Annotated in this window: 10 protein-coding genes; 6 read left to right on the top strand and 4 right to left on the bottom strand. The window is 71.4% G+C overall.

Annotated features, from left to right (window positions below):
• Positions 1-784: 784 nt before the first annotated feature.
• Positions 785-1,729, bottom strand: coding sequence for an NAD-dependent epimerase/dehydratase family protein (locus ACZ3I4_RS22135; RefSeq protein WP_465383875.1), 945 nt, complete (start codon positions 1,727-1,729; stop codon positions 785-787).
• Positions 1,730-1,798: 69 nt separating this feature from the next.
• Here ACZ3I4_RS22135 and ACZ3I4_RS22130 point away from each other — a divergent pair, with 69 nt between their 5' ends.
• The 3 genes from ACZ3I4_RS22130 to ACZ3I4_RS22120 all read left to right on the top strand — a co-directional run bounded on the left by ACZ3I4_RS22130 (position 1,799) and on the right by ACZ3I4_RS22120 (position 5,036).
• The gene (locus ACZ3I4_RS22130) at positions 1,799-2,236 is read left to right on the top strand and encodes a MarR family winged helix-turn-helix transcriptional regulator (protein WP_465383874.1); all 438 of its coding nucleotides are present in this window, start codon (positions 1,799-1,801) and stop codon (positions 2,234-2,236) included.
• 131 nt (positions 2,237-2,367) lie between these two features.
• A complete protein-coding gene (locus ACZ3I4_RS22125; RefSeq protein WP_465383873.1) occupies positions 2,368-2,862 on the top strand; it encodes a hypothetical protein in 495 nt (164 codons plus the stop codon).
• A gap of 287 nt (positions 2,863-3,149) precedes the next feature.
• Positions 3,150-5,036, top strand: a complete 1,887-nt coding sequence (locus ACZ3I4_RS22120; protein ID WP_465383872.1) for a zinc metalloprotease — start codon at positions 3,150-3,152, stop codon at positions 5,034-5,036.
• Here ACZ3I4_RS22120 and ACZ3I4_RS22115 read toward each other — a convergent pair.
• Together ACZ3I4_RS22115 and ACZ3I4_RS22110 are read right to left on the bottom strand one after the other, a co-directional pair.
• Positions 5,027-5,761 carry a response regulator transcription factor gene (locus tag ACZ3I4_RS22115; protein ID WP_465383871.1) on the bottom strand — a complete coding sequence of 245 codons (735 nt, stop codon included), beginning with the start codon at positions 5,759-5,761 and terminating at the stop codon, positions 5,027-5,029. The genes ACZ3I4_RS22120 and ACZ3I4_RS22115 overlap by 10 nt on opposite strands.
• Positions 5,762-5,797: 36 nt before the next feature.
• Positions 5,798-8,632: an ATP-binding protein gene (locus ACZ3I4_RS22110; RefSeq protein WP_465383870.1), complete on the bottom strand. Its 2,835-nt coding sequence runs from the start codon at positions 8,630-8,632 to the stop codon at positions 5,798-5,800.
• Between the two features lie 178 nt (positions 8,633-8,810).
• On the opposite strand from ACZ3I4_RS22110, the gene ACZ3I4_RS22105 reads away from it, so the two are divergent.
• Together ACZ3I4_RS22105 and ACZ3I4_RS22100 are read left to right on the top strand one after the other, a co-directional pair.
• Positions 8,811-9,167, top strand: a complete 357-nt coding sequence (locus tag ACZ3I4_RS22105; RefSeq protein ID WP_465383869.1) for a hypothetical protein — start codon at positions 8,811-8,813, stop codon at positions 9,165-9,167.
• On the top strand, positions 9,164-10,468 hold the full coding sequence (locus ACZ3I4_RS22100; RefSeq protein ID WP_465383868.1) for a radical SAM protein: 1,305 nt from the start codon (positions 9,164-9,166) through the stop codon (positions 10,466-10,468). Before ACZ3I4_RS22105 ends, ACZ3I4_RS22100 begins: the two co-directional genes overlap by 4 nt.
• Here the strand turns inward: ACZ3I4_RS22100 and ACZ3I4_RS22095 are convergent.
• Complete coding sequence (locus ACZ3I4_RS22095) at positions 10,463-11,053, bottom strand: hypothetical protein (RefSeq protein ID WP_465383867.1); 591 nt, start codon at positions 11,051-11,053, stop codon at positions 10,463-10,465. The genes ACZ3I4_RS22100 and ACZ3I4_RS22095 overlap by 6 nt on opposite strands.
• A gap of 68 nt (positions 11,054-11,121) precedes the next feature.
• Here ACZ3I4_RS22095 and pepN point away from each other — a divergent pair, with 68 nt between their 5' ends.
• Positions 11,122-13,530, top strand: a complete 2,409-nt coding sequence (gene pepN, locus ACZ3I4_RS22090; RefSeq protein ID WP_465383866.1) for an aminopeptidase N — start codon at positions 11,122-11,124, stop codon at positions 13,528-13,530.
• Positions 13,531-13,599 lie beyond the last annotated feature (69 nt).

The following is a 13,599-nucleotide window of genomic DNA, read 5'->3' as shown; positions in this document are numbered from 1 at the left end:
ACGGCCACGGCCACGGCCACGGCCACGGCCACGGCCACGGCCACGGCCACGGCCACGGCCACGGCCACGGCCACGGCCACGGCCACGGCCACGGCTACGGCTACGGCTACGGCTACGGCTACGGCTACGGCGGGATTGTGGGCCTGCGGCTGGCTTAACCGGAGTGGCTCTTCGGATCTGAGGGTGGTAGCTCATGACCCGCGCCGAGAACGTAGCCAGGGTCGGTCGCCGTCGGAGCGAGCAGGATGCCGATGCCGCAGTTGCTGAAGTTGCTGAAGTCGTCGGCCCGTCGGCGAGTCCTCCCGATGAGGAGGTTGATGGCGTCGGTGCCGCCGGTGCTGACGCTGTACCGGTGCGGGTCGTCGTCGAAGTAGGGAGGCGTCCGCGCCGGCGCCGCTTGCGCCGGCTCCCGAAGCAGGCCGCGTCGGCCAGGCGGTGCTCGCGCCCACCGCGGTCCGCAGCGGGCCCCCGGTGACCAGATGCGATCGGGCGGTCTCGAGCGTCTGGCGCAGGAGCCCGTAGGTTGCTCAGCGACTGTCTCGTGGCGGCATCGAAGCGCCCCAGCGCGAGCCGGTGCACGCCTCGAAGCCGCATGCAGTTGCCGGCAAGAGCGCAGAGCATTGCTGGTGTGAACACACGATCCAGCGGCCGGGTATCCGGGCTTCGCTCGTCAGCATCCGGCGACCTCTCGAGGGCGTTCGGAGTCCTTGCCGGAGATGCTGGGGGCGGTCTCCGGCAAGGCAACGATCGGATCTGCGTGACGGCAGCCGAGGGCGGCTCGGGGTTACCGCTGGTTTCCCGCGCGCAGCCAGGCGATGTAGTCGGCGGCAGCCGCGGCCGTGTCGTACTGGGGCTCGAAGCCCGTGTCCTCGCGCAGGCGCGTGATGTCGAGCCAGCTCACCTTGCGGTCTCCGGCCGAGGGGAGTTCGTACTGGAAGCCGGGCTCGACGGAGTTGATCGCGGTGATGACGTCGACGTTGCTGGTGGCGCGGCCGGAGGCGACGTTGTACGTGGAGTGGTTCAGCTTTCCGGCGAGCTGCAGCAGCGCGAGCGCGCGACCGGTGTCCTTGACGTAGAGCAGGTCGAGAGCGTCTTCGGCGTGCGGCGGCGCCATGAGCCCGGACAGGTCGGGCTCGCTGCGCTGGGCTGCGGCATAGGCCAGGGAGGGGGCGGCGAAGAACGGGTCGGGCAGGTGGCCGCCGGGACCCCAGGTGCCGGAGATGCGGGCGTTGACGATGTCCACGTCGGTCACGTCCGAGAGGTGGCCGGCGAGAAGTTCCACGACCTTCTTGAAAGTCGGGATGGCGTGGGCGTGCTCCAGGGAGACCGGCACGTCCTCGGTGAGTGCGCCCTCGGAGCCGAAGCCGTAGACACCGATGGTGCTCGCGGTGACGACACGCCGCACACCCCAGGTTTGCGCGGCGCGGACGATGTTGAGGAACGCCTCCAGGGCTCCCGCCGTGGCGTCGATCGGGTCGAGGTCGGTCACCGCCCAGGGCACAGCGACGGCGAGGTGCACGATTCCGGTGATCGGGAACTGCCGGCCGACGGCGAGCAGGGCGTCGAGGTCGGCGACGTCGCCCTGGACGGCGTGAATGGGCAGGTCGGCCATGTGCGCGGGGACCTGCGGGGTGCGGCGCTGGAGCAGAACACACTCCTCGCCGGCGTCGGTGAGGGCGCGGACGGTGTGGGAGCCGATGAAGCCGAGCCCTCCGGTCACGAGGATCATGATGGCGCCTTTCGCAGTGGAGCTGATCGTCAGTAGTGCTGACGATCAGGCTAGGCCTAGAATGGAGCCGTGTCCACCGAGCCCAGCACCACCGCCGACCCGCACGAGGTCTTGGGGTACCTCCTCAAGCACGCATCCCTGCAGCTCACGACGTTGACTGACGCGGCGCTGGAGCCGCTGGGAATCGACAGCAAAGATTTCGGGGCCCTCCGGGTGCTGGCCCACCGGAGACTGGCGTCGCAGCTGCAAGTGGCGCAGACGCTCGGCATCGACCGCACCACGATGGTGGCGTTGCTGGACGTGCTCGAGCGCAAGGGCATCATCACGCGGCGGCCGGACCCCACAGACCGGCGCCGGAACGTCGTCGAGTTCACCGAGCAGGGGATTCAGACCTACGACGCGGCGCAGGTGGCGTACGGGAAGGCCGAGAGCGCGTTCCTGGCCGCGATCAGTCCGGAGGCGACGGATCAGCTTCGCCGGACACTGCGCACCCTCGTGGAGAACTGACCCGGGCCGGAAGGCTTGGGCATCGACAAGCCTCTCTCCGCGTCGTAGGGTGCAGGATCGTTGGGAGCGCTCCCAACGTCCTGCCCTCTCCCCGGAGGTAATCCCCCATGTCCCACAGTCCAGTACACGCGTTGACCGCCACCCCGTTCCGGCGCGGCCGGCTCGCCGGCTACCTGGTGGCGGGCGGCCTCGCGCTGAGTGCCGCCGCCTGCGGAACCGCCTCGGGGCCGACGCCCGGCGCGGCGCCGGCGGCTCCGGGCGCGTCGGGGGCCCCGGCCGCCACAGCGCCCGCCGCGATCAAGACGACGTGCGAAGCGCTGGGTCAGGCGTACGGCAAGAACATGGCTCCCCTGGCCGAGGCTCTGACGAAGTATGTCTCCGACCGGAAGACCATCGCGGCCGCCCAGCAGTCGCTGGCCGCGTTCGCCACCGGCGTTCAGGAGGCCACCGCCACGAGTGCCGACGCCCAGCTCAAAGCCGATGGCAAGCAGGCCGCGGCGGCCATTCACGCCAAGTCCACCGATCAGAAGTTCTTCGGCACCATCAAGACCGCGAAGGACGTCGACAAGACCTTGGGCCCCACCCTGACGCAGTGGCTGTCGCCGGTCTCCCGGCACTGCACCTGAGAAAGCACACCCAATAGCCCTCCCTCTCGTCCATCCCCCGCCGCGCGGTGAACAACCATGCGGCGCAGCAACAGTCCGGAGCTGAGCGGATCCCCGTACGAGGGAAACGGCAACCGAGAAAGGGAAACCGGAAAGGCGATAAGCCAACCCGATACGTCGATCGGCGTAGTCACCCTTGCCGAGATGATCCTTTTTCTACGTCGATGATCCGACACCGCAGTCAGGAGAAAAGGCTGACGCGGCCCGGGTATCGACGCAGAAGAATCGGTCTGTCGAGAGGGGTTCTCATGATCGGCAACCTGGCCGGCGGACGGTACGAGGGCGACAACGGCCGCCTCTTCCTCGAATTGCGGATCGAGACGGACGGGGACGGCGTCGTGAGCGGCGACGTCGAGCTGGACGACGGCGGGGAGCACGTCTATCTGGCCTCTTTCCGCACCGAGGACCCGCTCACGACAGCGGCCGGAGAACCGTGGCCGGTGGCCTGCTTCGCCGAGAACGGCAAGGCGACCCGCGGGCACGTTTTCGTGGAGCCCCGGCCGACCGGCGACGTCACCGTCGAACTCCGCCTGGCCGGGCCGCTGAACGGCCTGCCCTTCGGCGACCCGGTGCGGGTCACGCTGCGGCGGCTGGGGGCGGAACTGCGCCGGCTCGGCGTCGAGACCGAGTTCGAGGAAGGTGTCGAACCGCCGAAACCGGTGCAGGTGAACGGCGACGAGATCACCTTCCAGGAATGCATGAAAAGAGCCGGCATCGAGGTCGTGCCGGCGGGCGACCGATCCAGGATTCCGAAGCACGACGGCGGCTGGGAGTGGTCGGACGCCAACATCTACGCCGTGATGGACACCTTCGACAAATTGAACCGGGAAGCGGCCCGGGTGGCGCAGACGCGGATGGACACCCCGGCTTGGCAGGTTCAGTTGCTGATGCTTTCGAAGTCGGAGCGGCGGGACCTGTACGGCGTGATGTTCGACCTCGGCGGAAGCCTGCCCCGGCAGGGCTGCGCCGTCTTCGTGGACGAGATCCGCGAACGTTTCCCGGCGGAACCCGACCGGCAGATCATCTACACCATGACCCACGAGGTCGGACACGCCCTCAATCTCACGCACCGTTTCGAGCCGGCCATCGGACGCGGCCACTCGACCTCCTTCATGAACTATCCGTGGGAGTACCTGGGCGGCGCGAAGGAAGCCGAGTACTGGCAAGAGTCCCGGTACAGCTTCGACCCGGACGAGCTCGCCTTTCTGCGGCACGGGAACCGCTCCACCGTCATGCCGGGCGGCGCGGCCTTCCACTCGTACGACTATTGGAGCTTGGCACCCGGCGGCCGGCCGGCGTACGTCCCCGATCGGCCCGCGCCCGGGCTGGACCTGACCCTCACCCCGCCGCCCGGCGGCCCGCACTTCGCGTTCGGCCAGCCGGTCCAGCTGAAGGTGTCGCTGGCCAACACCAGTCAGGACTCGGTCTGGCTGCCGGTGGACGCCCTCGACGTCAAAGCCGGCTATCTGGGCATCTCGGTGGAACGGGCGACGGCGAACAGGGCGACCGCGAACAGTACGGGAGGGCCGGAAGCGCAGACCTTCGTGCCGATGGTCCAGCGATGCCTCAGTCTCGCGTCGGACGACAAGGAGCTGCCGCCCGGCTTCGTCGCCGACCAGAACATCACCGTCTGGTTCGGCGCCAACGGCTTCGCCCTGGCCGAGCCGGGCGGCTATCGGCTGACCCCGTTGCTCTACCTGCCCGGCCCCGGCGGACGGCCGATCATGGCGGTGGGCAAGTCGCTGACGATCTGGGTGGCGTACCCGACGACCCGCGACGACGAGCGGCACGCGATCCAGCTGCTGGAACCGGAGGTCGGGGCGTGGCTGGCGCTCGGCGGCGGCAACGCGTGCGGCGGGGCGGGCGGCACGGTTCAAGCGATCCAGGAGGAACGGGCGGCCCGGTACGGCATGAGCGACCCGCTGGCGGCGTCGCTCACCCGGACGCTCGGCATCCATTTCTCGCGGTCGCATCTGGCCTTCGGGGGCAAGAAGTTCATCGCGGGCCCGGCCGACAACACCCGGGCCGCGCGACTCCTCAGCCGGCTGGTGGCCGACCCCGAGGCCATGGTCCATTTCGATACGGTCACCGCGGCCCAGACCCGGCGCCTGGCCGAGACGGTGCGTCAGCGGTGAAGCGCGTCGGCGGGCAACATCCCGACCAGGCCCGTACGGTAGGCGATCACGACGGCGCGGGTCCGGTCGCGGCATTCGAGCTTCATGAGGATGTGCCCGATGTGCGTGCGGACCGTCCCGTCGCTGAGGAAGAGGCGCTCGGCGATCTCGGCGTTGCCGAGGCCGTTGGCCAGCAGCACCAGCACCTCGCGCTCGCGGGGGGTCAGCCGCCGGACGAGCACGGACGAGCTGGCGCGGTCCGCCGACCGGCCCGCCATCTCGCCCAGCATGTCGGTGACGAACACGTCGTCGAGCCACACCCCGGCCAGCGCGACCGCGCGGACCGCGGCGAGCAGCACCTCCGGCGGCTGCGACCTGAGCAGGAAGCCCGCGGCGCCGGCGCGCAGGGCGGTCCAGACCAGCGGCGCGAGATAGTCGGCCGACATCGCCAGCACCCGTACGGTCTGACGGGCCGCGACCTCGGCGATCAGCTCTGTCGCGTCGCGTCCGGCCGGCAACCCGAGGATCAGCACGTCCGGTTGCAGCACCGCGGCCGCGGCGACGGCGTCGTTTCCCGTACGGGCCTCGGCCACCACCTCGATGCCGGCGCCCGCGGAAAGCAGTGCGGTGAGGCCGGCGCGGATGAGCGGCTCGTCGTCCGCGACCACGACTCGGATGATCGTCGCCTGGGCGCGGTCGGAGGCCGGCCGTGCGGCGATGCTGAGCGAACCTTCATACCCTGGCATGACAGTTATCGTCGGTTTCGGGGTCGGCTGGGAGCGTCAGGGTGGCCCCCCTGAGAATTGCGGATCCCGCGTCAGGGCTTCGCGCAGCTGGTCGCGCCCGGCCACGGCGAGCTTGCGGTACACCGCGGCGAGATGCGTCTCCACCGTCTTGATGGTCACGTACAGGTTTTCCGCGATCTCCCGGTTGGTGCGGCCGTCGGCGGCGAGCCGGGCCACGGCCGCCTGGCTGCCGGTCAGCGCGGCCCAGCCGGTGACCCGGGTTCGCCGTGGACGGCCGCCCGCGGCTCGGATGTCGGTGACGACCCGCCGTGACAGACCGGTCATGCCGAGGCTTTCGGCCAGGTCGAGGGCCGAGGCCAGCTCGACCCGGGCCTCCCGCAACCGGCCCGCCCGGCGCAGCGCGGCACCGTAGCCGGCCTGCACCCGGGCCCGGATCGGAAGCCGCGGCGTGTCCGCGCACTCCCCCACCGCCCGCTCGAGCAGTTCGACCGCTTCCCGCGCGGGCGCGAACGACGCGCGCCTGCGCAGGGCCAGCGCCAGCCGGAAGGACGGACCATGCCGCAGGCGAACGGCGAGCTCCCGTTCGGATTCCCGCAACGCCGCCTCGCGGTCGTTCAGCATCTGATGGGCGTGGCTGGCCAGCAGGTGGACCTCGAACTCGATCTCCCGTTCGGTGGAGGCCGGCCCCTCGCCCACCGGCGGGTCGAGCAGGATCAGGGCCCGCTCGGGCCGGCCGGACACCAGCTCACCCAGCGCTCTCGCGAAGGCCGCCTCGGCCGGGCCCGCCAGGAGCTGGCGGCCCGCCTCGGCGTAGTCGCCGCGTTCCAGGGCGATGCAGCCGCGCGCGTAGTTCGCCAGGCCGCCATAGACGGTGAGGCCGTGCCGGTCGGCGAACTGCTCGGCCTCGCCCAGCGCCACCAGCGCCTCCTCGAAACGGCCGCACCTCAGCCAGTTGAGCACGCTGCGATGCGACCACTCGGCCTGCAGTCCGGGCGAGGCGCGCCGCAACCGGGCCACGTCGGGACGCAGGCGGTCGAGCACCCGGTCGGCGTCCGACATGGCCTCGGCCGAGGCGAGGAAGGCGGCCGAGTCCAGGGCCGCGTTCACCTCCCATCCGGTGAGGGGCCGGCCGTCCGGCAGTTCGTGGACGACACGCCGCAGGTGGGCCAGGAATTCCTCCGGCGGGCACTCACCGGTCGCCCGGCGGTGGATCGCGACGCAGAGCAGGAGGTAACGCTGTTCCCCGGTGTCGATCTCGAGCCGGTCCAGGTCGACGTGGGTCAGCCGCTCGGGCGCCCGCTCGGTCCGGCCGGCCGCGACATCCAGCAGAAGCTCGGCGCGCAGCCGGACCTCGGCCGGGCTCACCCCGTACGGCTCGGCGTCGAACGCCCGCCGCCGCAATCGCTCGGCGCCGTCCTGGTCGTCCAGTTCGTAGAGCAGGTCGAACAGCTCGGCCATCGCGCTGATCGACAGGTCGCGAGGCCCGGTCTCGACCACCTCGAACAGGTGCTCCTGGGCCCGGGTCGGTGCGCCGGTCGCCCGTTCGGCCTCGGCCAGCGCGAGCAGCACGGACGGCCGCGCCGCGGGCGACGGCGGCTCGGCCAGCGCGCGGGTCAGCAGCCGGTGCGCGGTCTCCGGCGATCCGGAATCGAGGACCCGGCGAGCCTCCTCGACGAGCAGGTCCACGACGGTTTCCGAGCCCTCCGGCGGCGCCCGGAGCAGATGGCGGGCCACCTGCGCCGCGGGCGCGGACGAGGCGAGCAGGACGCGCGCGGCGGCGGCGTGCAGTCGTCCGAGCTGTCCGGGCGCGACGGTGTGCTCGACGGCGGCCCGGACGAGCGGATGCGGGAAGACCGCGGGGTCGGCCCGCCCCAGGATCGAGGCCGCCTCGAGCGCGGCCGCGGCCCGGCCGGCCGGCTCGCCGTCGACCTGGGCGAGGGCGGCGACGATCCGCAGGGGCACGTCGTCGCCCAGCACCGCGGCCGCCTGCGCCAGCCCGGTGGCGACCGTTCCGAGCTGGTCGAGGCGCCACAGCACGGTGGCCGCGAGCGCCTGCGGGCCGCTGGTGGCCAGTTCGGCCGCGGCGGCCGCCGTCGGTGGCAGGCCCGCCGCCACCAGCGGGCGGACGAGTTCACGCAGGTAGAACACGTTGCCGCCGCTGGCCTGAGCGCAGGCGAGGGTGAACGGCGGTTCCGGCTCGCGGCCGAACGCGGCCCACAACACCTCGGCGACACCCGCCTCGGTCAGGGGGCCGGGCCGCACGACGCTCGCCCCGCCCAGCGTGGTGAGCCGCGACAGCATCGCCTCGACGGCCGGGTCCGCCGCCTTGGGCCGGGCCGTGGCCAGCACGCCGATCGGGGCGCCTTGCAGGTCCTCCACCGCGTCCACCAGGATTCGGAGCGACTCGACGTCGGCCCAGTGGATGTCGTCGATCGCCAGCAGCAGGGGGCCGTCGTCGGCGAGCGCCGCGAGAAGCCACTGGCAGCCGTAGTCGATCCCGGTGACGGTCGTGTTGCCCGGCGTGAACAGCGGCGCGGCGAAGGCCGCGGCCCCGGTGAGCGACCCGGGACCGCCGCGCCGGGCGACCTCGGGCCCGAGCAGCCGGCGCAGCAGCTCGTGCGGCGCGGTGGCGGCCAGGTGGGGCATCCTGGTCCAGAGAACGCGGAACCCGTCGGTGGCGGCGCGGTCGCGGGCGGACCGGAGCAGAGCGGTCTTGCCGACGCCGGCCGCGCCCTCGAGCACCACGATCCGTGCCTGGCCGTCGCGAACCTCACCGAGGCACGTGCGCAGAGCGGCGAGTTCGCGGGAACGTTCCACCATCGTGGCGGGTGGCGTCTTGGTCGTGGTGAGGACTCGCAGCCGTCCGGCCATGCCGCGATGCTAGGCGGCCCACGGAGATCGGCGCATCTCGTTTACGGCTTCCGGGAATCGACCGCTCGCTGTATTGACATTCACGTTGTTGAGCGGGAGTGTCCTAACGACACCCGGCTCCTTCACGCGATATTCGATCATTAATGTCAGATCATTTAATCGCCCGGGAGGGATCGCCATGTCCGACGGCAACGACCAATTCCAGCATCTCGTATTGAGAGGCCCGAACGCCCACTCGTTCCCGGAAGAAGTCACCTGGGCCGTGGATGTCCTCGTGGCGTACCTGAACGGCTTCTCCGACGGCGTCCGGCGGCGGCCCGGCCCGGACATCCACCGGATCGGCACGCCCGCGGCCACCACGCCGGAGGTGCGGGCGGCGACCGAGCAGCAGGCGGCGGAAACGGCGGCCCGGGGCGACGCCGGGGTGTCCTTCGGGGGACGGCCGTGCGGCGTCGTCGCCGACCGGCCCGGCCACTCCGGCGTGGACATCGCCCTGATCTGGGGGCCGGAGGTCAGCGCGCTGGGCCGATCATGAGGGAGTCGCGGTACAACACCTGGATCGACGACGGTCCCACCACGTACGTCCACAACGGCTTCTCCGGCCGGACCGCCGCCATGCCCATCGCGCAACGCGAACCGACCCGGCGGTTCATCGCGGGCGACGACTCTGTCACGGTCGACCCCGCACTGATCAGCACTCTCGTCGACAATCACGTGATTGTCGCGGACGGCACCGACGAACTGGACCTGCTGCGGCACCGGTACGAGCGGACCCGGCGCAATCCCGGCCGGTTCCATCTCACGATCGTGCCGAGTCTCGGCTGCAACCTGGACTGCCCTTACTGCTTCGAGGCCAAGCATCCGTCGCTGCTGGACGACGAGGTTCAGCAACGCCTGCTGCGCCTGGTCGATCAGAAGCTTTCCTCCGTACGCTCGTTCGCCGTTCTCTGGTACGGCGGCGAGCCGCTGGTGGGACTGCCGGCGCTGCTCACTCTCTCGGACGAGTTCATCGCCCGCTGCGCCGCGGCCGGGGTGCCCTACACCGCCGAGATCATCACCAACGGCCATCTCCTGACCGCCGCGACGGCCGGACTTCTGCGCGCCCGGCACGTGACGGCCGCGCAGGTGACGATGGACGGCCCGCCCGAGGTGCACGACCGGCGCCGGCCGCTCGCCGGCGGCCGGGGCACGTTCGACCGGTTGCTGGCCAACATCGTCGCGGTGGCCGGGCTGCTCGACGTGACCGTCCGGGTCAATCTCGACGCCGACAACGCCGGCGACGCGCCCCGGCTGCTCGAGATCCTGGCGGCGGCCGGGCTGGCCGGGCGGATCGGCGTCTATCCGGGACACATCGTCGCCGCCACCACCAATCCGCTCGCCCCGAGCGCCCGCTACGCCACCGCGTGTCTTTCCCGGGCCGCTTTCGCGGAGGCCGAACAGCAGTTCGCCGACCGGGCCACCCGGCTCGGATTCGCCACTGTCGCCTCGCCGGAGCCGAGCGGCGCGCCGTGCACCGCCGTCCGCGACAACGAGTTGGTGATCGGCTCGCGAGGAGAGATCTACAAGTGCACGGAGACGGTCGGTGACCCCACCGAGGTGGTCGGCAATCTGCGATCCTGGCCGCAGCCGGGTGACCGGTTGTCGAAGTGGCTCACGTACGACCCGTTCTCCGACGAGGACTGCCGCTCGTGTGTGGCCCTGCCCGGCTGCATGGGCGGCTGCGCCCACCACGCGATGACCTCGGCCGCTAAGGACACCCGCTGCTCGACCTTCCGGTTCCGGCAGGAGCAGCAGGTGCGCCGGATCGTGCTGAGCCGGCGCCGGCCGCTGTCATGACAGCGGGGCGAAGAGACCGGGCAGGCCTCCGCTGACCGACTGCCGGGCCGCCGAGAGCTGTCCCGCGGCCACTCGTTCCTCCTCGGCCAGCACCTCGGCGGCCACCCCGGCCACGTACGCCTGTTGCCGCACCCGCACCGCCTGGGCCGACGCGTTCTCGTACAGTTCCCGCGCGGTCTGCACCGCGTCCTCGCGCACATCTGGCTCCGCGCCGGGCACCTGCTGCCAGATGGCGTCGAGTTGCGAGGCCGAGAGATCACCGCGCCGGTACGCCTCCAGAGCCGCCCGCTCGACCAGGCGCGCCGGCTCCGCGGCGTCGGGACGCGGCCCGTACTGCGCCTCCCGGTAGCGGTATTCGGCCTGGTCGCGTTCCTGTTCCGCCGAGTCGACCCGGCGCCGCGCCGCGTCGGCCTCCTGCTGCGCCCGCTGCGCCGCGGTGCCGACGGCCTGCAACTCCGCCGCCAGTTCCTCGATCGGCTCGGGCAGCACCGGAGCCGATTCCCCGGCCCGGGCGTGCTGCCGCCGGGCCGGCATCGCGAGCAGGAACAGGAACGCGGCGCCGAGCAGAAATCCGTTGACGATCATCAGTGGAACCATGCGACCGGTCATTAACCCGGGCGCGGTCCGGCAAACACAGTTTTACGATCGTGCGCATGAGCCCACGGAGTCTGACCCAGGTCGAAGCCGAGCAGCGCGCGGCGCTGATCGACGTCGAGCGCTACGACATCACGATCGATTTCACCGATCTGCCGACCGGCTCGGCCGTCGTGTGCGTCTCGACCGTGACCTTCAGCTGCCGGGAACCGGGGGCGCAGACCTTCGCCGACTGTGTGGCCCCGGTGGTCTCGGCCACCCTGAACGGCGAGCCCCTGCCGCCGGCCGTCGACGGGCGGATCCCGCTCCCCCGGCTCGCCGGGCACAACGTGCTGCGCGTGGAGAGCGTGCAGGCGGACACCACCGACGGCGCGGGCGTGCACAAGGCGATCGACCCGGCCGACGGCGAGGTCTATGTCTGGACGACGTTCGCGCCCGACGAGGCACGTCATCTTTTCGCGTGTTTCGACCAGCCCGATCTGAAGGCGCCGCACGCGTTCGTCGTGACCGCGCCGTCCTCGTGGACCGTGACCAGCAACAGCGGCGACGCGGCGGTGGAGGATCGGGGCGGCGTACGGCGGTGGTCGTTCCCGGACACTCCGGTGCTCTCCACGTACAACTGCGTGGTCAACGCCGGCCCGCTGCACGAGGTGCGCCGCGAGGCGGGCGGGTACGACCTCGGCCTGTTCTGCCGCCGCTCGCTGGCCCCGATGCTGGAGCGCGACGCCGACCGGATCTTCACGGTCACCGAGCAGGGCCTGGCGTTCTTCGGCGACGTCTTCGGCCTGCCGTTCCCGCAACGCAAGTACGACCAGGTGTTCATGCCCGAGTTCGGCGGCGCGATGGAGAACTGGGGCTGCGTGACCTGGGAGGACTCGTTCCTGCGGCGGGCCGAGCCGACACCGGCCGAGCAGGAGTCGCTGGCCGTGGTGCTGCTGCACGAGATGTCGCACATGTGGTTCGGCAACCTCGTGACGATGCGCTGGTGGGACGACCTGTGGCTGAACGAGGCGTTCGCCGAGTTCGCCTGTTACTGGGCGGCCGTCGGGGCGACCCGCCACACCGACGCCTGGGTGGGGCTGCTGGCCGGCGAGAAGCTGGCCGCCTATCTGGCCGATCAGGGCCCGGTGTCGCATCCGATCCGCCAGCCGGTGCGGGACGTGGCCGAGGCCGCGTCCATCTTCGACGCGATCACCTATCCCAAGGGCGCGGCGGTGTTGCGGCAGCTCATGACCTATGTGGGCGAGGAGAGCTTCGTCGCCGGGATGAGGTCCTACTTCGCTCGGCACGCGTGGGGCAACACGACGCTGCAGGATCTGATCGACGCCCTGGCCCAGACGTCGGGCCGCGATCTGAACGCGTGGCGCGCCGGGTGGCTGGAGACTGCGGGGGTCGACCGGTTCACGTACGAGGCGGGCACGCTGACCGGCAGGGGCCCGGCCGGCCCGCCCCGCCCGCAGGTGCTCGCTGTCGGTTCTTACGCGTTTACCGACGGTGCGTTGCGGCGTACGGCGCTGGACACCGTCGACGTGCACAGCGCCTCGACGTCCGTGGCCTTGCCCGAGGCCGACTTCTACCTGGTCAACGACGAGGACCTGACGTTCGCGACGGTCCGGCCGTCGAAGCGCGACCGGGAAACCCTCGTCACGTCGGCCGGCGCCCTGCCCACGGCGGTGGCGCGGGGCGTCGCCGTGGCCACGGTCTGGGACATGCTGACCGCCGGCGAGGCGACCCCCGACGAGGCGGTGAGCTGCCTGGTCTCGGTGCTCGCGGTCGAGACGTCGGACGCGGTGATCGAGCCGTACCTGCGCCTGGCCGGCAACGCCGCCGAGTTCTGGGCCGGCGACGACCGCCTGATGGGCGACTTCTACGCGTTGTGCGCCGGTCTGGCCGAGCAGCCCGGACGCGAGCAGGTGGCGCTGCGCGGCATGATCCGGTCGGCGCGCGGCCTGGACGCGATCGACCGGCTGAGCGAGCGGGCCGGTGACGACATCGACCTGCGCTGGCGCTGCCTGATCCGCGCGGCCGAGCTGGGTGGTGACACCGAGGCCGCCGTACGGGATCTGCTCGCCCGCGACCCCGACCCGGATGCCACGTACCGGGCCCTGGCGGTGCGCGCGGCCCGCCCCGATGCTCAGGAGAAGGAGGCCGTCTGGCAGGCGCTGACCGTCGACCGGTCGGTGCCGATCAGCTCGATGGGCGCCGTCACGAACGCGTTCTGGCGGCCCGGGCAGGACACGATCCTGGCCGGTTACGACGAGAAGTACCTCAGCCTGCTGCCCGGCTTCGCCCGCGGCGGCATGGTCCCGGCGATGGTCTACTCGAGCCGGCTGCTCCCCCGATTCGGCACAACCACGGATTTCCCGGCGCGGGCCGAGAAGGTCGTGGCCGATGCCGCACCGGTGGTCCGTCAGACCGTGCTCGAATACGCCGACGAGTTGCGCCGGATGATCCGAGCCCGAGGCTGACGCGGCCCTGGCTCGTTACCTCTCCCGGGGGCTTGCCTTTTCAGCAAGCTCCCAGGAGCCGTGCTGACT

This window comes from Actinoplanes sp. NPDC021490, from assembly GCF_055562135.1.
The sequence above is the reverse complement of the archived record's forward strand: the minus strand, read 5'-3'. Positions and strand labels throughout refer to the sequence as shown.

Coding starts and splice junctions, on each gene's coding strand:
- ACZ3I4_RS22120 (WP_465383872.1), top strand. CDS start 3,150: ATGATCGGCAACCTGGCCGGCGGACGGTACGAGGGCGACAACGGCCGC.
- ACZ3I4_RS22115 (WP_465383871.1), bottom strand. CDS start 5,761: ATGCCAGGGTATGAAGGTTCGCTCAGCATCGCCGCACGGCCGGCCTCC.
- ACZ3I4_RS22100 (WP_465383868.1), top strand. CDS start 9,164: ATGAGGGAGTCGCGGTACAACACCTGGATCGACGACGGTCCCACCACG.
- ACZ3I4_RS22105 (WP_465383869.1), top strand. CDS start 8,811: ATGTCCGACGGCAACGACCAATTCCAGCATCTCGTATTGAGAGGCCCG.
- ACZ3I4_RS22095 (WP_465383867.1), bottom strand. CDS start 11,053: ATGATCGTCAACGGATTTCTGCTCGGCGCCGCGTTCCTGTTCCTGCTC.
- ACZ3I4_RS22135 (WP_465383875.1), bottom strand. CDS start 1,729: ATGATCCTCGTGACCGGAGGGCTCGGCTTCATCGGCTCCCACACCGTC.
- ACZ3I4_RS22110 (WP_465383870.1), bottom strand. CDS start 8,632: ATGGCCGGACGGCTGCGAGTCCTCACCACGACCAAGACGCCACCCGCC.
- pepN (WP_465383866.1), top strand. CDS start 11,122: ATGAGCCCACGGAGTCTGACCCAGGTCGAAGCCGAGCAGCGCGCGGCG.